Consider the following 18383-nt stretch of genomic DNA (forward strand, 5'->3'; position numbering starts at 1 on the left):
CTCAAGCACATGGCCCACAACCTCATCCGAATGACCCCCGGAAAGGACTCGCTGCGCCTCAGACGAAAAGTCGCCGCTTGGGACGACGATTTCCTTGCAAGCATCATCGCCAGATGATTGCTTCACCCGATTCCCCTGGGGGCCAAGGGGAATGCCTTTAGCATCTGCGGAAGCATCGCAGTTTGTGGGCTCTGTAGTGCTCGGTTTCCTTGCCCTGACAGCAAAACGCCGGAATCTGGCGTCATGACGCAATAAAATTACACGAATACTGTTCGACCGATTATTTACGGTCGTCATGCAGAGGTTTTTTGGATCGGGTCTCTTGCGCAATCGGGTGCATTCTGTCATAGAACACAGGAAATAGGACAGCCTTGCTGTCCTATTTGTGTCCGCCCTGGCCAACTGGCTGAGGTCTTGGCAGATGCAAAGGGGCTATGAGCAGCAATCTGACATAGTGCGATCCACCCGTCGTAAGGTGACCGTCTAGCCCCTTCATGATACAACAGCGCACCCCGCGCCCGTATCCACAAAGTGAGGCTCGAAAGCCCCGCGAGGCCAGACGACAGATGCATCCGGAACGAAAGCGTCGCCGCAACGGCGATGACGGGTTTAAGGCCGGGATCAACCGCCGCGACGGCCATGAAGGAGGAATGAAGATGGCAGAACAGGTACCATCTCGGACGGACGCGAATGCTTGCATGGCTCATGCCGAAACCAAGCCCGCCGCCGTCCAAACCTTTGGACTGCCGTCAAAGCAGGGCCTTTACGATCCGCGCAACGAACATGACGCCTGCGGTGTGGGATTTGTGGCGCATATGAAAGGCCAGAAATCACACCAGATCGTGCGTGACGGCTTGTTCATGCTCGAGAACCTTACTCACCGCGGTGCGGTTGGGGCCGACCCGCTGATGGGTGATGGCGCCGGGCTTCTGGTACAGATTCCTGACAGGTTTTTCCGCGAAGAGATGGCTGAACAGGGCGTGACGCTGCCCGAGGCTGGTGATTACGCGGTGGGCTTTGTCTTCATGCCGCAGGACGAAGCACTTTGTGACCACCTAAAGGGCATCATCGCCGAAGGTGTCGCCGCTGAAGGGCAGACGCTGCTGGGTTTCCGCGACGTTCCGGTCGACAATTCATCCTTGTCCAAGGCGCCGGAAATTGCTGCGACCGAACCGCGCCATGTGCAGGTGTTCATCGGTCGGGGTGAAAATGTTGAAGATCAAAACGTCTTCAAGCGACAGCTGTTTGTGCTCCGGAAGGTGATTTCGAACCGCGTCTATGATGAAACCGATGGCCGCGACAATGGCTTCTATTTCGTCTCGCTGTCGACGCAGACAATCGTCTACAAGGGCATGTTCCTGGCCTACCAGGTTGGCGCCTATTACAAGGACTTGAGCGATCCACGGTTTGAATCCGCCGTAGCCCTTGTTCATCAGAGATTCTCGACCAATACGTTTCCGTCGTGGAAGCTTGCACATCCCTACCGGATGGTGGCGCACAATGGCGAAATCAACACGCTGCGCGGCAACGTCAACTGGATGGCTGCGCGGCAGGCTTCGGTGTCGTCGCCCTTGTTTGGCAGTGATATCTCCAAGCTCTGGCCGATTTCCTATGAGGGCCAGTCCGATACCGCCTGTTTTGACAACGCGCTCGAATTCCTGCTGCGTGGCGGTTATTCCATGGCTCACGCAGTGATGATGCTGATCCCGGAAGCCTGGGCAGGCAACACGCTAATGGGCGCGGATCGCAAGGCGTTTTACGAATATCATGCGGCCCTGATGGAGCCATGGGATGGCCCGGCAGCGGTGGCCTTTACCGATGGCGTCCAGATTGGCGCGACGCTTGACCGGAATGGCCTGCGTCCGGCGCGGTATATAGTAACTAATGACGACCGGGTGATCATGGCATCTGAAGCTGGCGTTTTGCCTGTGGATGAAAGCTCGATTGTAAAGAAGTGGCGGTTGCAGCCTGGAAAAATGCTGCTGATTGACATGCAGGAAGGCCGGATCATTTCCGACGAGGAGGTCAAGTCGGGACTTGCGGCGAAGCATCCCTATCGTGAATGGCTTGAACGCACCCAGCTCATCCTAGAAGACCTGAAGCCGGTCGAGCCGCGGGCCTTGCGCAAGGATGTGTCACTGCTCGATCGTCAGCAGGCCTTCGGCTATACACAGGAAGACACCAGAATTCTGATGTCGCCGATGGCGACCACGGGACAGGAAGCTATCGGTTCAATGGGAACTGATACGCCAATCTCCGCGATGTCGCAGAAATCAAAGCTGCTCTACACCTATTTCAAGCAGAATTTCGCTCAGGTGACCAATCCGCCAATCGACCCGATCCGGGAAGAACTGGTGATGAGCCTGGTGTCCTTCATCGGGCCACGTCCGAACATTCTTGACCACAAGGGTGCGGCGAAGAAAAAGCGGCTTGAAGTGCGCCAGCCGATCCTGACCAATGGCGATCTCGAGAAGATCCGTTCGATTGGTCACACGGAGGATCGTTTCGACACCAAGACGCTGGATTTCACCTATGCGAGTGACAAGGGTTCGGATGGGATGAAAGCAGCGCTCGACCGGCTTTGCAACCGGGCCGAAGAAGCTGTGACCGGCGGCTACAACATCATTATCCTGTCTGACCGTCAGATAGGAGCGGACCGGATCGCGATCCCTGCGCTGCTGGCGACGGCGGCGGTGCATCACCATCTGATCCGCAAGGGTCTGCGTACATCAGTCGGTCTTGTGGTCGAATCGGGTGAGCCGCGCGAGGTTCACCATTTCTGCTGTCTGGCAGGTTATGGCGCCGAGGCAATCAATCCATACCTGGCTTTCGACACGCTGCTTGACATGCACAAGCGCGGGGAATTCCCGCCGGAAGTCGACCAATACGAAGTCGTCTCCCGCTACATGAAAGCCATCGGCAAGGGCATCCTCAAGGTGATGTCGAAGATGGGGATTTCCACCTATCAGTCCTATTGTGGCGCGCAGATTTTTGATGCCATCGGCCTGTCCAGTGATTTTGTCGATACCTACTTCACAGGCACGGCAACAACGATTGAAGGCGTTGGGCTCGACGAGGTTGCGAGCGAGACTGCCAGCCGGCATCGGCTTGCCTTCTCCAATGACCCGGTTTTGGCGACTTCGCTGGATGTGGGGGGCGAATATGCTTACCGGATGCGCGGTGAAGAGCACGTCTGGACACCCGATTCAGTGGCTGCGCTCCAGCATGCCGTGCGTGGCAATGCCAAGGACCGCTACAGTGAATTCGCCGATATGATCAACCGGTCAACCCTCAAGATGAATGCCATTCGCGGGTTGTTTGAAATCCGTACTGCCGAGGCCAACGGGCGCAAGCCGGTTCCGCTGGATGAGGTGGAATCTGCTGCGGATATCGTGAAGCGGTTTTCCACCGGCGCGATGTCTTTCGGTTCGATCAGCCGTGAGGCGCATACGACGCTTGCAATCGCGATGAACGAGATTGGCGGCAAGTCGAATACCGGTGAAGGCGGTGAGGAGCCGGACCGTTACCTGCCGCTCTATGGTGGCGGGGCCAACCCGGAACGTTCCGCGATCAAGCAGGTTGCATCGGGGCGTTTCGGCGTGACCACCGAATATCTGGTCAATGCCGACATGCTGCAAATCAAGGTGGCCCAGGGCGCCAAGCCCGGCGAAGGCGGCCAGCTTCCGGGCCACAAGGTAGATGCGACGATTGCCAAGACGCGGCATTCGACACCGGGCGTCGGACTGATTTCGCCGCCGCCGCACCATGATATCTACTCGATCGAGGACCTGGCGCAGCTGATTTTCGATCTCAAGAACGTCAACCCGGAGGCTGATATTTCGGTCAAGCTGGTGTCGGAAGTGGGCGTTGGAACGGTTGCAGCCGGCGTTGCAAAGGCGCGTGCCGACCACATCACCATATCGGGGTATGATGGCGGCACCGGCGCATCGCCGCTGACCTCGCTCAAGCATGCCGGCGGCCCCTGGGAAATCGGTCTGGCCGAAACCCATCAGACACTGGTGCTCAATGGTCTGCGCTCGCGCATCGCGCTGCAGGTCGATGGTGGCCTGAAGACCGGGCGTGATGTGATCGTCGGAGCGTTGCTCGGCGCCGACGAGTTCGGCTTCTCCACCGCACCGCTGATCGCTGCCGGCTGCATCATGATGCGCAAGTGCCATCTCAACACCTGTCCGGTTGGTGTCGCCACCCAGGATCCGGTGCTGCGCAAGCGCTTCAAGGGCACGCCCGAGCATGTCATCAATTACTTCTTCTTCATTGCCGAGGAAGTGCGCGAATGGCTGGCGGCGATGGGGTATCGCAATCTCAATGAAATTATCGGCCAGTCCGAACTGCTTGCCAAGGATGGCATGATCGAGCACTGGAAGGCCAAGGGACTGGATTTCAGCCGGATTTTCCATAAGCCGGATGCGCCCAAGGAAAAGACCTACTGGACTGAACGCCAGAACCATCCGATTGCCGATGTTTTAGACAGGCAACTGATTGAAAAGGCGATGCCTGCGCTTGAAAAGCGGGAAAAAGTCGAGTTCGACGTCGATATCAAGAACGTCGATCGTTCCACCGGCGCGATGCTGTCGGGTGAGGTGGCCAAGCGGTTCGGTCACAAGGGACTTCCCGAAGATACCATCAGCGTCAAGCTCAAGGGTACGGCCGGGCAATCGTTCGGCGCATTCCTGGCCCATGGCGTAACATTTGATCTGGCCGGCGACGCCAACGATTATGTCGGCAAGGGCCTGTCGGGCGGATGCATCATTGTGCGGCCGCCGGAAAACTCGCCGATTGTGGCTGAAGACTCGATCATTGTCGGCAACACCGTGCTTTACGGCGCCATCGAGGGTGAATGCTATTTCCGTGGCGTTGCAGGCGAACGTTTCGCTGTGCGCAATTCGGGCGCCATTGCCGTGGTCGAGGGCGTGGGCGACCATGGCTGCGAATACATGACCGGTGGTCTAGTGGTGGTTATTGGCGAAACCGGACGCAACTTTGCCGCCGGCATGTCTGGCGGCGTTGCCTATGTGCTCGACGAGGCCGGCGATTTTGCCAGCCGCTGCAACATGGCGATGGTGGAACTGGAGCCGGTTCCCGAAGAAGACGATATTCTCGAGAAGCTGCATCACCACGGCGGCGATCTTGCCCACAAGGGCCGGGTCGACGTCAGCGGCGACATGACCCGGCATGACGAGGAGCGGCTGTTCCAGCTGATCTCCAATCACATGCATTACACGGGTTCGACGCGGGCCAAGGAAATTCTCGACAATTGGGCCGACTATCGGCCGAAGTTCCGCAAGGTCATGCCGGTCGAGTACCGGCGCGCGCTTGAGGACATGGAGCGGATGCGCATAGGCGTGGCGGCGGAATGAACCGTTGGGCAGTCTTCCACCGGCTGCTTTCGACGGAGATCGCAATCGCCGTGCCGACGATTGCCTACGTCGTAAATGACAGGTTTGACATGGAATTCATCGTACTTGGGGCGGTCATTGGCCTGACCTATTGGTACTGGGGGCCCTCGTGGCCGCCACTCTGATGTGAGGAAGAAAGAATGGGTAAGGTAACGGGTTTTCTCGAAATCGACAGGCAGACGGCGAAGTATCAGCCGGCGTCTGACCGCATCCGTCATTTCCGCGAGTTCACCATTCGCATGAGCGATCAGGAAGTCCAGAAGCAGGCGGCTCGCTGCATGGACTGCGGCGTGCCCTATTGCCATGGTCCCACCGGGTGTCCGGTTCATAACCAGATTCCCGACTGGAACGATCTGGTCTACAACAACAACTGGGAAGAGGCGATCCGCAATCTGCATTCGACCAACAATTTCCCCGAATTTACCGGTCGCATTTGCCCCGCGCCTTGCGAGGAAGCGTGTACGCTCAACCTCGAGGACGCCCCGGTCACCATCAAGACGGTAGAGCAGGCTCTGGCCGACAAGGCCTATGAAATGGGCTTTATCGTGCCGCAGCCGGTGACCAGTAAAACCGGCAAAAAGGTCGCCCTCATCGGATCTGGTCCTGCCGGCATGGCCGCAGCACAGCAGCTCGGGCGCGCCGGACATGAAGTTCATGTCTACGAACGCGAAAGCCAGCCCGGCGGTTTGCTGCGCTATGGCATTCCTGATTTCAAGATGGAAAAGCACTTCATCGACCGCCGCATCGAGCAGATGGAAGGCGAAGGCGTGACGTTCTTCTGCAACGTCAATGTTGGTGTTGATAAAAGTGTCGAGGAACTGCTCAAGACCTACGATGCAGTGCTTTACACCGGCGGCTCGGAAAAGCCGCGCGATGTCGGCATTGCGGGCGCGGGTCTGATCGGCGTGCATGATGCCATGCCATACCTGGTTCAGCAGAACAAACGCGTTGCCCGCGAGAGCATCGACAATGTCGGTTGGCCTTCGGAGCCTGTGCTCGCCGGCGGCAAGCATGTGGTGGTGATCGGCGGCGGCGATACGGCGTCGGACTGCGTCGGTACCGCGTTCAGGCAGGGCGCTGTCAAAGTCACCCAGCTTGATATCCGGCCACAGCCGCCTGAGAAGGAAGACAAGCTTGCCATCTGGCCCTATTGGGCAACGAAAATGCGAACATCATCTTCGCAGGCCGAAGGTGCCATTCGCGAATTCCAGGTGGGGACTCTCGAACTGGTTGGCGAAAACGGCATTCTGGCCGGCGTCAAATGCTGCCAGGTGGATGAGAAACGCAAACCGATTGCCGGAACCGAGTTCGTCATCAAAGCCGATCTTGTGTTTGTCGCCATCGGCTTTCGCGGTGTTCTTGATACCGGCGTTGTCAGCGAGCTTGGCGACAAGTTGTCGATGACTTCAGACCGTCGTGGCTCGACCAATATTGCGGCCAATGAGGATGACTACCGAACCTCTGTCGACAAGCTCTGGGCCGCCGGTGACGTGCGTCGTGGTCAGAGCCTGGTTGTCTGGGCGATCCGTGAAGGCCGTCAAGCCGCCCGGGAAATCGATCTGAGCCTGATGGGCGCAACCGACCTTCCTCGCTGATCATCCCCGGTCTGTCCTCACTTTGGAGGGAACCGGGATAACCTTGCGTTGGGGTTTCCCGGTTTCCGAAGAGGCTGTCGAGCGAACGCCGGTATCGAAGCTCAGCGATTGCCGCGTGGCCAGGTGTAATTGTCGACGCGGTTGGCTGGCGGTTCAGGTAAAATTCCGTCAATCACCATTATGTCGCGTGGCGAGCGGATGAGACTTGCCGAAGCTGGCATGTCGCCCAGCAGCGCCGATCCGCCGTCGAGATCCGGATCAGTCATGGCCACAGGTATTGTCCGGGTGATGGCCGCGGCACTTTCCCCCGGTGCAGGCGGCATGAAGATCTCGGGGAAATCTTCGGAAGAAAAGGCTGCCACCCCGGCTGTGGCTGCGTCCCCGAGCAACCGCCGAGCGGATTTTTCGACATAGAACGCGATCTTGCGTTTGCCGGCGGAGGTCAGGTTGATGCCGTCCGAACCGCGAAGCCGAACCTGCTGTCCATTGATATCGGATCCGGTGAAGATGAATTTGCCCTCCTCGTCGACAAAACCGTCCCAGATATCGATGAATTCACCCCCGGCCAATTCGGCAAGTTTCCGGTAAATGCCGTTTAGGGCCACGATGTCGGTTGTCATGGCGGGCGACTTGAAAGCTGGTAATCCGACCCACAGCAGCGGTGTATTGCGGGTCCGCAGAATGCCAATAAGCTGTTTGGTGCGGCGCGAATATTCAGCCAGCCAGTTGACGGAGCGAACGGCCTCACGTTTGCCGTTGACCAACAATTGCTGACGATCGTTCGAGCCGATCTGCACTACGATGATGGACGGCCGGACTTCTTCGATGATCGCCGGCGCCTGTTCGAACCAATTGTAATAATCGTCGCGCACCAACCCCGAAGATCCGTTGGTCCGGTCGATCACCACCACACCTGGTGATTTTTCAAATGCCTCGCTCAATCCGTCGGCGGTGCCATTTGCCAGAAAATCGCCAATCACCAGGATTTTCTGCGCATTCTCAAGCTTCTCGATTGCAGGTTCTGGCGGTGGCGCGGCTTTGACGCTGCGCGCTGGCTTCTTGACCCGGCTGGTTCGCGTCGTGGTTGGCGGCTTGGATTTCTTGACATTGCCACCGCCAAACAAAAGCTGGAGGAAGGACTTGCGCTCGACCCGTTCCTGAGCCGCCGCCTGCTGGGTCGCCTGCAACACGACCAAGCCGGCCATCGAAGCGATCAGCAGGATGGCGAGAAGACGCAGGAATGGAAAACGATCTGGCATGCGCGCGCGATCTCCGTTTCGGCCAAAGGCCGGTTGGGACCCGCTGCCCTGACACAGATCAGTAGCGGCGGATCGCATCCAGTATCTTTTGCGACGGAATCGGCTCGCCGGTCAAGCCGGCCCTTGACTGGAAGGCCGCGATGGCAGCCTTTGAACCCGAACCGAAATTGCCGTCTATCTCTCCGTCATAATAGCCAAGTTTCTTGAGCCGGGTCTGCAGTTCAAATTTTTCCTTGACGCCCAGCGTGCCTGCCGGCCGCGGCCATTGCTGGTCGACTCCGCCATATCCGGCGATTTCGTCGGCCAGAACGCCAACACCGAGAGCATAGGAATCCGAGGCATTGTAGCGCTTGATGACGAAGAAGTTCTTGGTCATCAGGAAAGCCGGTCCGTTCGCGCCGCCGGGCATCTTGAGTTCGGCGCGCCTGCCTCCGTCAGGAAAGCCCTTGCCGCCGGGTCTGGTGAACCCGAGGGCCGCCCATTGCGACAAGGTCTTGGTCTGTCCGGAATATTTGGATGCTCCGCGCGGAGCGACAGCTTCATAGCCCCATGTTTCTCCGGTTCTCCAGCCATTCTTCTTGAGGAGATTTGCGGCGGTCGCCAATGCATCGGGAATTGAGTTCCAGATGTCGCGATGCCCGTTTCCGTCAGCGTCGATGGCGTAGGCCAGATAACTCGTGGGGATGAATTGGGTATGGCCCATCGCTCCTGCCCAGGAGCCTGTCATCTCCCGGGTCGAGATGTCGCCCGATTGAAGGATCTTCAAGGCTGCGACCAGTTGCTGGCGCGCAAATTTCGCGCGCTTCTTGTCAGCATAGGCAAGAGTGGCGAGAGCCTGCGGAACGTAGTGGAGGCGATCGGTCTTGGTGAGGATTTCGCCATAGTTGGATTCCATCGACCAGATGGCGAGCAGAACAGACGCGTCCACGCCAAAGTGACGTTCGATCGCAGACAGCGTTCTGGCGTGCCGAGCCGCCATCTCGCGACCCTTGGCAACGGTATAGGGGTTGACACGGGAATCCAGATAGTCCCAAACCTTGGTCGTGAATTCCGGTTGATAGCGTGCCTTCTCAAGCACTGTCGGGTCCGGTTTGGATACACCACTGAACGCCTTTTCGTAGGTCGAACGGGTGATCCCGGATTTGGCGGCTGTGCCGTAGAAGCCGGAGACCCACTTCTGGAAGCCCGCATCGGCAAGCGCGGGAATTGGTGAGAGCAGTCCGGCAAAGATGCAGAAGCTGGCGGTACGGACAAGGTTTTTGGGTGTTCGGAGCATGTTCCAAGCATCCTGTTGTTTGAGGCTTTATCGAGCGGTTGATCGGTGATCTTAGCTCTCAGCTGTCAACAAATCGTTTACCATGTTTGCCGCGCCGGCGACGACTTTGCCATTTTCTAATACATCCCGGGTATTGCCGATAACCTGAGCCGGGATGAACCGGGGAACATCATTTATGAGAAATGAGGAAAAGACATGACAATGACGCGCAAAATCAGAAAAGCCGTTCTGCCGGTCGCGGGACTGGGCACCCGGTTTCTGCCGGCCACCAAGGCAATCCCGAAAGAGATGCTGACAGTGGTCGACAAGCCGGTTGTCCAGTATGTGGTTGAAGAAGCCATCGCAGCAGGCATCGAGCATTTTGTTTTCGTCACCGGCCGCAACAAGGCAGTCATTGAAGATCATTTCGACATTCAGGTTGAACTCGAGGCAACGCTGCGCGAACGCGGCAAGACGGTCGAACTGAAATCACTCGAAGACATGCTGCCAAAGGCCGGCGCGACCAGTTTCACGCGCCAGCAGGCACCGCTCGGCCTGGGGCACGCCGTCTGGTGCGCGCGAGATATTGTCGGAGATGAACCGTTCGCCTTGCTGCTTCCAGACATGGTGATGCGGGACAAGGTCGGGTGCCTGTCCGGAATGGTCGAGCTTTACAACAAGGTTGGCGGCAATATCGTGGCTGTTGCCGAATGCGATCCCGCGCTGGCCCACAAATATGGCATTGTCGGCAAGGGCGAAGCCCTCGACGGTGGCTTCCGCATCACCGAGATGGTCGAGAAGCCGGCGGCAGGAACCGCACCCTCGAATTTCTACATCAATGGCCGTTATATCCTGCAGCCGGAAATATTCGACATCCTGTCAAAGCAGGAGCGAGGCGCCGGTAACGAAATTCAGGTGACGGACGCAATGCTCAAGCTTGCATCCCAGCAACCGTTTTCGGCCTATCCTTTCGGCGGCCAGACCTATGATTGCGGATCCAAGGAAGGCTTCATTCTGGCCAATGTCGCCTTCGCGCTCGACCGGGAAGATATCAGGCCGCTGGTGGCCGACGCTCTGAAAAGCCTGATAGCCGGCTCCTGAGAGACGCTGCGCCAGCCGCTAGAACGTGGTTTTCTCGGGAATGACGGGGATGGTGTCCGTGCCCGACCCGTCACCTGCGAAGCTTGAGGCCCAGTCCGACGCGGGTCGTGGTCTCGTCGGTTGCGCCGGGCTCTTCGGTGCGGGTGTAGCTCGCGTCAGCCTCCAGATCGAGATAACGGTTGATGCTCCAGGTCAGGCCGGTGGAGACACCGTAGCTGCGCTGGTTGCTGCGGCCGCTGCCGGAATCGTAATCCCTCAAGCCTGCGGAGGCACCGAGGCGAGCCACAACAGCGCTGTGGATCTGCTGGGTGAGGCTGGAATCAAACTCATAAACGACCGAGCCGGACTGGCCTGCCGTGGTTGCAGATTCCACGGTTGTGGCTGCGCTGGCCATCAGGTTGGTTCCACGTCGCGGCGACCAGTTGAGCTCGCCGTCAAGCGTCAGACCGGAAATGTCGCTCAGAGCACTGTCGTCAAGGGTTCGCAGCACGTAACCGGCTGCCAGTTCACCTGACAGCTTTTCACCGAAATTGAATTCCGCGCCGCCGCGAGCGCCATAGGTTGTTGAAGACCGTTCAGCGCCAGTATTGTCGATGCGCTGATCGTATTTCTCTCGGCCAGCCGAGACCTCCAGAAACGGAATCAATGCGGGCGACACGGCGTAGCCAATGCGCGTGGTGAGTTCAACTCCCGATGTATCGCGATCATCGACCAGAATGGTACCGCCATTCGCCAGGGTGGCGTTGCCGTACATTGTGCGGGTGAGTTCCAGTGAAGTCGTACCGCGTAAATTGCCCAGGTCTTTCTGCAAACCGATGCTGGCGCGCAAGTCATGAATTCCAGATTGCGTCGTGGCGCCCGCTATGGCGTTCGGGTCGGTGCGGCTTTCCTGGGAATAGCTGTATCCGGCGCCAAGAATCGCGGTCACGTCATTGACCATGTCGAGGTTCAGCCGGGCATCGATATTGGCGCTCGGCGATTCAGTGCCGGTTCCCGAAAGGTTTTTCTGGAAAGTCCCCGATCCGTCAACGCTGAGCTGATGACGTGACCAGTCCGATTGAAGCGTCGCTGAAACCGTCGTTTCGCTGTAGATCCGGCTGGTCGTTGTCGGGCCGTAGCTGGTCGATTCGTGAACCACCCGTTCAGATATTGTTGGCCGCAGGTTCAGCGAACCCAGCATGAAGCCCGGAACGGAGGTGTCGTCGGCCCGGCTATTGCGAGGCAAGTCATCCACGGTTCCGGTGCGGTCGTTTTGTCGCGCCAGGCTTGCCGCATAGTCGCGGTCGGACTGATCGCGATCCGATACGCTGCCAACAGATCCGGTTTGAGTTTCTGTATCGGCCTCGGCGTTGCCCGTGGTGAATTGTGCTTGCTCGTCGGTGCTGAGTGCTCCCTGGCTGGTCGCGGACGTTCCAGCGGAACTGCCGCCGCTTGCCGGCAGGGCGCCGTAAAGCGTCGAGGCGGCTGAGGCATCGGAAGAGATGGAGGCTGTGGTGGTGCCGCGCAGCCCGTAACTCTCTGTCGTGGAATCCGAATCGGACACCGTCTGAGCCTGTGCCGCCGATATCATCGTGAGCAGGCATACCGCGGAGGCGCAGATGCGCAATCGCGGGCTGTTCGGTGCAGGTTCTGACAGTGCCGTGGTGTCTTGGTTGCGCATGCGTTTTCGGGTCCGGAGCCGTCCAAATCTTTTCAAACCGTAAACACATGTGGTTAACGCGAGGTTTCGATCAGCTCTTTGTCATGATGGTTGTGTGTTTGATGGACACGGCAGCAGCAACGCGATATTCCGGCGACATGAAGAAGATCCTGCCAGACTACCCAGCCAAAGAGATCCGGCTTTCCGCCCAACGGACGGTCCTTACGGAAAAATGCGGCCTCGACGCTCTCGCCGCCGCGCTTGATAACGGGCTTGCCGAGCATTTCGTGCGCGCGGTTGAAGCGCTTGGCGGAATCTCGGGTCGGGTGATTGTCACCGGGGTCGGAAAGAGCGGGCATATCGGCGCGAAAATCGCCGCGACCATGGCCTCGACCGGCACTCCGTCGCATTTCGTGCATCCGGCGGAGGCAAACCACGGCGATCTGGGAATGATCGCGCAGGATGACGCAATCATCGTGTTGTCCTGGTCGGGGGAAAGCGCCGAGTTGAAGGGTATCCTGGCCTATTCCCGCCGGTTCCAGATCCCGCTGATCGCGTTTACCGCCGGATCGCAGTCGACGCTGGCACGGGAGGCCGACATCGTGCTGCTGTTGCCGCGCGAACAGGAGGCGTGTCCGCACGGTCTGGCGCCAACCACCTCGACGCTGATGCAACTGGCGCTCGGCGATGCGCTGGCCGTGGCTTTGCTCGAGGCCAAGGGGTTCACCGCCGGAGATTTTCATACGTTCCATCCCGGCGGACAGCTTGGCGCAAATCTGGCGCATGTGGCGGACGTCATGCACACAGGCGAGTCCGTGCCACTGGTGCCATCGGGCACGCCCGCGCCGAATGCCATCATGACGCTGTCGCAGCGGAAATTCGGATGTGTCGGGGTGACCGGGCCTGATGGACGGCTGATCGGCATCGTCACCGACGGCGATGTGGCGCGCAATCTGGGTCGGAATCTGGTTGATCAGCCGATCGATGCCATCATGACCAGCCAACCCAAGACCATCGCACCCACGGCGCTGGCCAGCACGGCTATGGCGATCTTGAACAAGAACGCCATAGGTGCGCTGATCGTGACCGATCCGGATCTGTTGCCGGTCGGCATCGTACATTTCCACGATCTGCTCAGGATCGGTGTCGCCTGAAAACCTTTCCCGGAATGCCGGTCAGGCTGGTTCTACTGTCAGGCAGCCGGCCTGGGCTGTCGTAATTCGCACGCGTGCCCCAACGGGCATGTTGGGGCCCTGCACGATCCAGGTGGTGTCGTCGAGCCTGATCCGGCCCTTGCCCTCGCTGATCGGTTCTTCCAGCGTTGCCGTCCGGCCCACAAGGCCTTCCATCCGCCGGTTGAGCATGGGTTGATCGGTTTCCGTTTTCGATCCCAGGATACGCTTGCCGACAATGGCGAAGGCTACTGCAAGCACCGCGAATACCAGCAACTGTGTTTGCCAGCCCCAGAAGCCGGCTCCCCACAGAGGGAATGACAAGGCGCCGACGGCCATTGCCGCCAGGCCGATCCAGAGCAGGAAAACCCCCGGGACCAGGATTTCGAGCCCGAGGAAAACCAGTCCGACGATCCACCAGGTCCATGGCCCGAGTTCGGCTACCAGTCCGGCAATCATGCGTCCGGCTCCCCTCGCGGGGCAAGCGGAGTTGTCGCACGCGGCTGGCGTGGCGGCTGACCGGGCACACGTTTCGGCGCCGTGGTGGAAGCATCGCCGTCACCCCTGCCGAAAACTTCCTGCGCGATCGCGCCAATGCCACCCAGAGATCCGATCAGCGAAGAGGCCTCCAGTGGCATCAGGATGACCTTCTGGTTCGGGGCCGAGGCAATCTGACCCAGCGCCTCGGTGTATTTCTGCGCAACGAAGTAGTTGATCGCTGTGACGTCACCTTCAGAAATGGCGACAGACATCATCGTTGTCGCCTTGGCTTCAGCTTCGGCGAGCCGTTCGCGGGCCTCGGCGTCGCGGAATGCCGCATCGCGGCGGCCCTCGGCTTCAAGAATGGCCGACTGCTTGGCGCCTTCGGCACGCAGGATCTGTGAATTGCGCGAGCCCTCCGCTTCGAGGATATCTGCACGCTTTTCGCGCTCGGCCTTCATCTGCCGGCCCATCGCCTCGACCAGATCCACCGGCGGAGCGATATCCTTGATTTCAACCCGGGTAATCTTGATGCCCCACGGTGCCGCCGCCTGATCGACGACTTTGAGCAGCCGGTCGTTGATGGCATCGCGGTTGGACAAAAGCTCGTCGAGGTCCATCGAGCCCATGACGGAACGGATATTGGTCATGGTCAGGTTGAGCAGCGCCTGTTCGAGGTTGGAAACCTGATAGGCGGCCTCCGCGGCGTTGAGCACCTGGTAAAATGAGACCGCATCCGCGGAAACCGACGCGTTGTCACGGGTGATGACTTCCTGGGTGGGGATGTCGAGCACCTGTTCCATGATGTTGATCTTGCGGCCAATCCGGTCGACAAAAGGAACAATGAGATTCAGACCGGGCGTCAGTGTGCGTGTGTAGCGCCCGAAGCGCTCCACCGTGAATGCAAACCCCTGCGGCACTGTCTTGATCCCTGAAAACAGGATCAGGATTGCAATGACGACGACTACGATGACTGTGATATCCAATCCTACCATGCCCTAGACCTCCCTGGCTCGTCTGCGGTGTCATCACCGACACGGCAGCGGCATTCCCTAACAATGTCCACGCATCTTGACCCGTCGAATATCCGAATGGAATCCCTGATCAACGCCGTAGCCGGATTTCGGCATAAAACCGTCCCTTTAAGACAGGTAATCGGTCTCGCAAGAGCTTTCAATCTTTACCGGATGCCATCTTCGTGCTTGTGCCGGGTTGCATCGGACAATCGAGGCGCGAAAGCGCCACAAATCAGACCCAGCCCTGCAGTTCCCGCCGGACAACTGTCTCAAGCACCTTGATGCCGTCAGGCGTGTCATTGAGGCACGGAATATGGGTGAAATGCTCACCGCCGTTTTCGTGGAAGATCTCGCCTGCTTCGCCGGCGATTTCCTCGAGTGTTTCCAGGCAATCGGATACAAAGCCGGGATTGATCACTGCGATGCGCTTGATACCTTCCCGGGCCAGTTTTTCCACGGTCTTGTCGGTGTAGGGCTGGAGCCATTCTTCAGGACCGAAGCGCGACTGGAATGTCGGCATCAGTTTTTCCTCCGACCAACCCAGCCGCTCGCGCACAAGCCGCGCGGTTTTCAGGCACTGGCAATGATAGGGGTCGCCCTTGAGGAAATAGGATTGCGGAATGCCGTGGAACGAGGTCAGCACGATTTCCGGCTCCCAGTCGAGGGTGGCGAGATGGGTCTCGATGGATTGGGCAATGGCCTCGATGTAGACCGGATCGTCATGATAGGGCGGAACCGTACGCAGAGCCGGTTGCCAGCGCATTTTCATCAGTGTCTCGAAGGCCTTGTCATTGACGGTCGCTGTTGTTGCCGCGGCATATTGCGGATAAAGCGGAAACAACACGATGCGGTCGCACCCAGCATCCTTGAGCGCCTGTATCTTGTCGGGAATCGAGGGTTGACCATAGCGCATCGCCCAGTCGACCTTCACCGAGGGAAAAGACGACAAGGCCGCGCCCAGTTGGTCGGACTGATTGCGGGTGTAGGTTCTCAGATAGCTTTCATCAAGATCCTTGTTCCAGATCTGCTCATAGGCCTTGCCGACACGACCGGGACGGGTGTTGAGAACGATGCCGAACAGGATCGGATACCAAAGCAAACGCGACCACTCGATCACGCGTCTGTCCGTGAGGAACTCTTTGAGATACCGCCGCATGGATTTGTAATCGGTGCCGTCGGGCGTGCCGAGGTTGACGATCAGAACGCCAACCTTCTGGATCTTCACCGGCGCGTGTTCGGGCGAGAGTACGCCTACCGCGCGGCAGGCGTTGTCGGTCAGGGTCAGATGGCTGTTCAAGGGGCTCGGTCCAATCCGGTCTTCATTTGCCTCAGTCGGTCGCCCGGACCTGTCTGATGGGGTCATCCACCAGCCGGTCAGCGGTTGATCGGGAACATAGAGACATCGATCGACAAATCAATCTGCCGGTGATGCGGGGTTTTGCCAACTCAGTCAAAAAAAGGACCCGGAAAACCGGGCCCTCTTTCAGTTGTCTTGACGGTGATCTCACTTGGCCGGGATGGACAGTGTTTCACCCACCACGAGATCCTTGGCGTTAGCCGACGGATTGGCTTCGGCAATCACCTTCCACATTGTGGCGTCGCCGTAATAGGTCTTGGCGAGGTCCCAAAACGTGTCACCGGAGGCTACAACGTGTTGCTTGCCTGCCATTGCGGTGTCGGCTACCGGCTCTTCCTTGGTCATTGCCGGGGCTGCTTCTTCTGAAATCGCCGGGGCCGATGTGGTCAGGTCCTTAGAGCCGGGAAGCGGTTCGGGAACCTCAACTGCCGCTTCCGGGGCAGGGGCAGTTTCCTCTGCCGCCGGTGCGGCTTCCATCGGCTTTTCTGCGACCGCCGTCACACGGCCTTCGGTGAATGGCGTGTAAGGATTGTTCTTGGTGAGATAATCGGCAACCACCTGTTCAAGGCCCGGACCGTAGTCATAGGCATTCATGCCGGCGGAATTAAATACGGAATAGCCGTCTCCGCCCGATCGCATGTAATTGTTGGTCGCCACCGAGTAGACCGCATCCGGGTCGATCGGTTCGAAACCGTCGCCCTTCTTGACTTCCACCGAAACGATCCGCGAACCGGGTTCAGCATCCTTGTTGAACGTGTAGCGAATACCTGCCACCTGGGCGAAACGTCCTGCGCCTTCCTCGATCTGGCTGGCGCCGTTCTCGAGCGCCGCGATAACATCCGAGCCCTTGAGCTGGAATGTCGCAAGCGTGTTCTGGAACGGCAGCACCGAGAGCACTTCGCCCATGGTGATTTCGCCGGCATCGATGGAAGCGCGCAGACCGCCGCCGTTCTGGATCGCTATTGTCACACCCTGATCGGCAACCCGGTCGAGCATGGCGTCGGTAACGAGGTTGCCCATCGAGCATTCGGTCGAGCGGCAGGTTTCGCGGCTGCCGTCGATTTCCTTGACGGTTTCGGAAACCTTGCGGGTTTTCAGCTCTTCGATCGGCGCGCCAAGTTCCTTGATCCGCGCCAGGACAGCTTCATCGGGCTTGACCGAACTGTCGAGATAGATCGGATCGCCCTTGGCTTCCTTGACCACGCCGTCATCATCGAACGTCACGGTGAATTCGCCGAGATATTTCGAGTAGGACGCGGCCTGGGTGACCGGAACCTGGTAGCCATCCGGATTGTCGATCATGGTCGGATACGGACCTTCGGCCTTGTCGTCCGTGTTTGACAGCAGCGAATGCGAGTGACCGCCCACCACGACGTCGACGCCAGGGATCTTCGCGATCATTTCCTTGTCACGCGGGTAGCCGACATGGGTCAGTGCAATGATCTTGTTGACGCCTTCCGCCTTGAGCTTTTCGACTTCAGCGGTGATCGTGCGGATGTCGTCGGCAATCAGAATGTTGGGGCCGGGGGAGGAAATCTCCGGCGTATCGGTTGTTACCGCGCCGACGATGCCGATTTTTTCGCCACCAACCTCAAGTACCAGTGACGGCTTGATCCGGTCTCCAACTTTCGAGGAAGCGCTTGCGGCGACGTTGGCCGAGAGGACCGGAAATTTGATCACGTCAAGAAACGGCACCAGTGCATCTTCACCATCGTCAAACTCGTGGTTGCCCACGGTCATGGCGTCGAACTTCATCAGGTTGAGAAACTCGGCTTCAACAGTCCCCTTGTAGGTGGTGTAAAACAGCGATCCCTGGAAATTGTCACCGCCGTTCAAGAGCAGCAGATTGCTGCCTTCATGCGCCTTGCGGCGATCAGCGATAGCGGTTACCAGCCGTGCGGCGCCACCGATGCACTTGGCTTCGCTCTCATCCTCCGCGGAACAGGTGGATTCGTATTTGTTGTTGGATTCAATGCGGCTGTGCCAGTCATTGATGTGCAGAATCGTCAATGTGTAATCGGCGAAGGCCGCGCCCGAGCTCAAGCCCAGGATGGATGCCGATAAGAGTGCGCGTTTGATGAGACTTGTCATG

Annotated in this window: 12 protein-coding genes; 5 read left to right on the plus strand and 7 right to left on the minus strand. The window is 58.7% G+C overall.

Features of this window, described 5'->3' with window-relative positions; genetic code table 11:
* Positions 1–698: 698 nt before the first annotated feature.
* The 3 genes from gltB to ABJN75_RS07990 are packed head-to-tail and all read left to right on the plus strand — an operon-like array spanning position 699 to position 7012.
* Positions 699–5378: a glutamate synthase large subunit gene (gene gltB, locus ABJN75_RS07980; protein ID WP_348438498.1), complete on the plus strand. Its 4680-nt coding sequence runs from the start codon at positions 699–701 to the stop codon at positions 5376–5378.
* On the plus strand, positions 5375–5542 hold the full coding sequence (locus ABJN75_RS07985) for a hypothetical protein (RefSeq protein ID WP_348438500.1): 168 nt from the start codon (positions 5375–5377) through the stop codon (positions 5540–5542). The genes gltB and ABJN75_RS07985 overlap by 4 nt, the downstream gene beginning before the upstream one ends.
* Positions 5543–5557: 15 nt before the next feature.
* On the plus strand, positions 5558–7012 hold the full coding sequence (locus ABJN75_RS07990; protein WP_348438502.1) for a glutamate synthase subunit beta: 1455 nt from the start codon (positions 5558–5560) through the stop codon (positions 7010–7012).
* Between the two features lie 101 nt (positions 7013–7113).
* Here the strand turns inward: ABJN75_RS07990 and ABJN75_RS07995 are convergent, their stop codons facing one another.
* Both ABJN75_RS07995 and ABJN75_RS08000 read right to left on the minus strand, forming a co-directional pair.
* Positions 7114–8271 (minus strand): DUF459 domain-containing protein, encoded by a 1158-nt coding sequence (locus ABJN75_RS07995; RefSeq protein WP_348438504.1) that lies wholly within the window; start codon positions 8269–8271, stop codon positions 7114–7116.
* 58 nt (positions 8272–8329) lie between these two features.
* Positions 8330–9547: a lytic murein transglycosylase gene (locus ABJN75_RS08000; RefSeq protein WP_348438506.1), complete on the minus strand. Its 1218-nt coding sequence runs from the start codon at positions 9545–9547 to the stop codon at positions 8330–8332.
* A 195-nt stretch (positions 9548–9742) separates the two neighbouring features.
* Here ABJN75_RS08000 and galU point away from each other — a divergent pair, with 195 nt between their 5' ends.
* Entirely contained in the window at positions 9743–10627 is an 885-nt protein-coding gene (gene galU, locus ABJN75_RS08005) for a UTP--glucose-1-phosphate uridylyltransferase GalU (RefSeq protein ID WP_348438508.1), read from the plus strand.
* A 70-nt stretch (positions 10628–10697) separates the two neighbouring features.
* Here galU and ABJN75_RS08010 read toward each other — a convergent pair whose 3' ends face one another.
* Positions 10698–12287, minus strand: a complete 1590-nt coding sequence (locus ABJN75_RS08010; RefSeq protein ID WP_348438510.1) for an outer membrane beta-barrel protein — start codon at positions 12285–12287, stop codon at positions 10698–10700.
* 137 nt (positions 12288–12424) lie between these two features.
* On the opposite strand from ABJN75_RS08010, the gene ABJN75_RS08015 reads away from it, so the two are divergent.
* Positions 12425–13420: a KpsF/GutQ family sugar-phosphate isomerase gene (locus tag ABJN75_RS08015; RefSeq protein WP_348438575.1), complete on the plus strand. Its 996-nt coding sequence runs from the start codon at positions 12425–12427 to the stop codon at positions 13418–13420.
* A 21-nt stretch (positions 13421–13441) separates the two neighbouring features.
* Here ABJN75_RS08015 and ABJN75_RS08020 read toward each other — a convergent pair whose 3' ends face one another.
* The 4 genes from ABJN75_RS08020 to ABJN75_RS08035 form a co-directional block, all read right to left on the minus strand.
* Positions 13442–13897, minus strand: coding sequence for an NfeD family protein (locus ABJN75_RS08020; RefSeq protein WP_348438512.1), 456 nt, complete (start codon positions 13895–13897; stop codon positions 13442–13444).
* The gene (locus ABJN75_RS08025; RefSeq protein ID WP_348438514.1) at positions 13894–14913 is read right to left on the minus strand and encodes an SPFH domain-containing protein; all 1020 of its coding nucleotides are present in this window, start codon (positions 14911–14913) and stop codon (positions 13894–13896) included. Before ABJN75_RS08025 ends, ABJN75_RS08020 begins: the two co-directional genes overlap by 4 nt.
* A gap of 253 nt (positions 14914–15166) precedes the next feature.
* Positions 15167–16231: a ferrochelatase gene (gene hemH / locus ABJN75_RS08030; protein WP_348438516.1), complete on the minus strand. Its 1065-nt coding sequence runs from the start codon at positions 16229–16231 to the stop codon at positions 15167–15169.
* A gap of 207 nt (positions 16232–16438) precedes the next feature.
* On the minus strand, positions 16439–18382 hold the full coding sequence (locus ABJN75_RS08035) for a 5'-nucleotidase C-terminal domain-containing protein (RefSeq protein WP_348438518.1): 1944 nt from the start codon (positions 18380–18382) through the stop codon (positions 16439–16441).
* Position 18383 lies beyond the last annotated feature (1 nt).

This window comes from Hoeflea sp. (assembly GCF_039975035.1).
In the GTDB taxonomy this organism is placed as follows: domain Bacteria; phylum Pseudomonadota; class Alphaproteobacteria; order Rhizobiales; family Rhizobiaceae; genus Hoeflea.

What these genes read in the sequence shown, in the direction of transcription:
- galU (WP_348438508.1), top strand. Translation starts at nt 9,743, where the DNA reads ATGACAATGACGCGCAAAATCAGAAAAGCCGTTCTGCCGGTCGCGGGA.
- gltB (WP_348438498.1), top strand. Translation starts at nt 699, where the DNA reads ATGGCTCATGCCGAAACCAAGCCCGCCGCCGTCCAAACCTTTGGACTG.
- ABJN75_RS08035 (WP_348438518.1), bottom strand. Translation starts at nt 18,382, where the DNA reads ATGACAAGTCTCATCAAACGCGCACTCTTATCGGCATCCATCCTGGGC.
- ABJN75_RS08025 (WP_348438514.1), bottom strand. Translation starts at nt 14,913, where the DNA reads ATGGTAGGATTGGATATCACAGTCATCGTAGTCGTCGTCATTGCAATC.
- ABJN75_RS08020 (WP_348438512.1), bottom strand. Translation starts at nt 13,897, where the DNA reads ATGATTGCCGGACTGGTAGCCGAACTCGGGCCATGGACCTGGTGGATC.
- ABJN75_RS08015 (WP_348438575.1), top strand. Translation starts at nt 12,425, where the DNA reads ATGAAGAAGATCCTGCCAGACTACCCAGCCAAAGAGATCCGGCTTTCC.
- ABJN75_RS07995 (WP_348438504.1), bottom strand. Translation starts at nt 8,271, where the DNA reads ATGCCAGATCGTTTTCCATTCCTGCGTCTTCTCGCCATCCTGCTGATC.
- ABJN75_RS07990 (WP_348438502.1), top strand. Translation starts at nt 5,558, where the DNA reads ATGGGTAAGGTAACGGGTTTTCTCGAAATCGACAGGCAGACGGCGAAG.
- ABJN75_RS08000 (WP_348438506.1), bottom strand. Translation starts at nt 9,547, where the DNA reads ATGCTCCGAACACCCAAAAACCTTGTCCGTACCGCCAGCTTCTGCATC.
- ABJN75_RS07985 (WP_348438500.1), top strand. Translation starts at nt 5,375, where the DNA reads ATGAACCGTTGGGCAGTCTTCCACCGGCTGCTTTCGACGGAGATCGCA.
- ABJN75_RS08010 (WP_348438510.1), bottom strand. Translation starts at nt 12,287, where the DNA reads ATGCGCAACCAAGACACCACGGCACTGTCAGAACCTGCACCGAACAGC.